At 67.4% G+C, this 1,031-nt stretch carries 1 protein-coding gene and 1 pseudogene; both read left to right on the top strand.

The window, feature by feature from the left end; translation table 11 throughout:
• Window positions 1-277, top strand: a pseudogene (locus tag HMPREF9538_RS10170) (4Fe-4S dicluster domain-containing protein); the annotation flags it as partial.
• The coding region (locus HMPREF9538_RS10175; protein WP_009485506.1) for a proton-conducting transporter membrane subunit at window positions 274-1,031 on the top strand (758 nt) is incomplete at its 3' end. The pseudogene HMPREF9538_RS10170 and the gene HMPREF9538_RS10175, both read left to right, overlap by 4 nt.

Here is a 1,031-nt window from a genome sequence, read left to right as displayed (position 1 = left end):
CCCCCCCCGCCCCCCCCCCCCCCCCCCGCCGGCGCCGGCGCGCGTCAGCTCGCTGCTCGACTGGGTACCGGGCGTGCGCGCTATTGCCGTGAAATGCGACCTCTGTCACTTCGATGACCAGGGCCCGGCCTGCGTGCGGACCTGTCCGACCAACGCGCTGATGCTGGTGGATAGCCGTGATATCGCCCAGGCCAGCAAGCGTAAACGCCAGCTGACCTTTAATACCGACCTTGGCGACTTGTCGCTGTTCCAGGCGCAACAGGGGGAGAGGGAATGAGTGTAATTGGATTAGTGAATCAGGCGGTGGCGTGGTATGCCGCCAGCGCCGTACTGGCCTTTCTGTTTGCCATGCGCAAACCGCTCAGCGGCGCCATTGCCGGGATCGGCGGCGCGGTGGCCAGCGCCATGCTGGTGGTCGCCGGCGGCGCCGCGCTGCTGATGCCGGAGCGGATCCACGGCGGCATGCTGCAGTTTCTCCACCTGACGATACGGGTGGGGGGCGTCAACGCGCTGTGGCTGCTGGCCATCGGCCTGTCGGCGCTGCCGGTGTCATTGTTCAATATTAGCTGGCATCGCCACCCGCAGGTGAAGGCCAACGGCCCGCTGGTCAACCTGCTGCTGGCCGCCGCGACCTGCGCGGTGGTGGTGACCAATATCGGTTCACTGGTGGTGATGGCGGAGATCATGGCGCTCTGCGCGGCGTTTCTCACCGGCTGCGCCGCCTCCGGTAAGCTGTGGTTTGCCCTGGGGCGTCTCGGTACTCTGCTGATGGCCTGGACCTGCTGGCTGGTGTGGTCAACCTACGGCACCCTCGAGCTGGCGCAGATCAACCTTCAGGCGGTGGATATGATGCAGAACCCGCTGCTCTGGCTGCCGGGTCTGGTGGGGTTCGCCCTGCTGGCCGGGGCGATCCCGCTGCACGGCTGGGCGCCGCAGGCTCACGCCGGGGCCAGCGCGCCGGCCGCCGCGCTGTTTTCCACGGTGGTGATGAAAGTCGGTCTGTACGGCATGCTGACCGTTTCGCTGGCCGG

It is taken from the genome of Klebsiella sp. MS 92-3 (genome assembly GCF_000195655.1).
Classification (GTDB): Bacteria; Pseudomonadota; Gammaproteobacteria; order Enterobacterales; family Enterobacteriaceae; genus Klebsiella; species Klebsiella pneumoniae.
The sequence above is the reverse complement of the archived record's forward strand: the minus strand, read 5'-3'. Positions and strand labels throughout refer to the sequence as shown.